Origin of the sequence: Stieleria tagensis, assembly GCF_024129865.1 — a bacterium.
Lineage (GTDB): Bacteria > Planctomycetota > Planctomycetia > Pirellulales > Pirellulaceae > Stieleria > Stieleria tagensis.
On sequence record NZ_JAMYFE010000175.1, the window covers coordinates 1 to 1,736 of the forward strand.

Genomic DNA, 1,736 nt, shown 5'->3' on the forward strand with positions numbered 1-1,736 from the left:
GCTCGAATCCAGGCGGCACAACACCAAGGACAAAGAGCTTGCCGTCCTGCCGCTGAACCGCAAAATGGTCGAAGATTTGAAGCTATGGATTGCTGACCGGGAGGGGCAGCTATTCCCGGACTTCGAGATTAAGCGGACGAGCAAGATGATCAAGCGAGACCTAGTGGCGGCTGGCTTGCCAGTGCGAACCGAATCTGGGACTCGGTGCTTCCACTCGCTGAGGAACACTTACATTTTGGGCCTTTTCGATGCGGGCAGGAATGTCGCGCAAGTGCAGCGTCTGGCGAGGCACTCGGACCCAAGGCTGACAATGAAGTACGCGAAGCCCCGCAGCGACGAGTGGGACCTGGTCGATGACCTGGATTATCCCGGTAACAACGCCTGACCGAGTACTAAACCGAGTACTTGCGGTGTGGGCTTGGTCACGAGGGTCGTTTGACCCCGTAAAAGAAAGTACACCCCAGAGGATTCGAACCTCTAACCTTCGGTTCCGTAGTTCAAATTCTGAGATCGGTCTTTCATGCTGAAAAACCCTGTTTCTTGCTATCTCCAATGGTACAGCAGTGCAACGGCTTGGTACAAGCGGTTGCGAGCAATTGCGGTATCGAGTTGTTCGGTATTAATCGGTAGATAACCTTTGGCCTTCGGTCACGATTGCCAGCGGTCGCAGGGTATACCGAAAAAATCTTGCCATCGATGCCAAATGGCTCGCCGGCGTAGAGCCTTCGGACTTGGTTTGCTGTTTCCAGATGTTGTAGATCGGCGTTTCGAAGTCGGTCTCATGGTTCGCCGCGTTCTGGTCAGTTTTATTCAATTCGGCAATGTTGCCATTTGGAATAACTTTCGCGATCTCAGGCTGTGACAGTCCAACCAATCTGGCGATTTCTGATTGGCTGTATCCCGCCAACCACAGGTCAAAAATCTTCTGTTTGCGGTGCTCCTTTGCATCCTTGTCGATGCGAGAAAGCCAACTGCGGACAGTTCGCTCGCTCACGCTTAACACCTTCGATAGGTGCTTCGATCATCGACACAACCGCTCATCGCTCCATTGCTCACGCATCCGCGCCGTCTCCCGTTCAATGTCCGTTGGCGTCGGAATGAAATCGGTGTATCTTCGGCTGGTGCGATGTCGGAATAGATGCCTGGGCAAACCAACCAGCCGACAGGCATCATCGGCGGGCAATCCACGGTTTACTAGCTGGTTCGCTTCCAAGAACGCCGTGTCAGGGTCGATAACGTGGGATTTCACGGCTTTTCGGTCGGCCCTTGAAAAATCATTTTGCTGCACGCGGCGACAGAAAAGGCCAACGATAGGTCGCCGCCGTGACCTGCCCAGAAAAAAGGCACCCCCGGGGGTGTCATCCCTCGCCTGCCTTCTTGCGTCCGCGTCTGGGCTTCCTGGGCGGCTCTGTAGCCGCTTTGGGTATCGTGTCCGCCTCATCGGTCGGCGGTTGTGCTGGGTCGCTCTGTGCGTCCCTTATGTCATCGTCAGGGGATTCATCGTCGGCCGGCAAGTACTCACTGAACCCACGGTCAATCATCAACTGACGTTGGTCGGCTGTTAGTTTGCTCGATCGCTGGATGCGGGCCGGGCTTTGCCCTGGTGCAACCCACAACGTTTCGTCGCTCATAGAACCTGCCGATGCTGATAGAAGTCACCCCCGCGCCATGGTGTGACCCACGGCGCGAGGGTAGACAGGAGACACACCTACGATGTGATTCCAGATAGGTTGTGA

General features: G+C 55.3%; 2 protein-coding genes. One reads left to right on the plus strand and one right to left on the minus strand.

What is annotated here, in order from left to right:
- Positions 1-385, plus strand: a 385-nt coding sequence (locus NHH03_RS27570) for a tyrosine-type recombinase/integrase (RefSeq protein ID WP_253161583.1), incomplete at its 5' end; no start/stop codon positions are given.
- Positions 386-619: 234 nt separating this feature from the next.
- Here the strand turns inward: NHH03_RS27570 and NHH03_RS27575 are convergent.
- On the minus strand, positions 620-994 hold the full coding sequence (locus NHH03_RS27575; RefSeq protein ID WP_253161584.1) for a hypothetical protein: 375 nt from the start codon (positions 992-994) through the stop codon (positions 620-622).
- Positions 995-1,736: the final 742 nt, after the last annotated feature.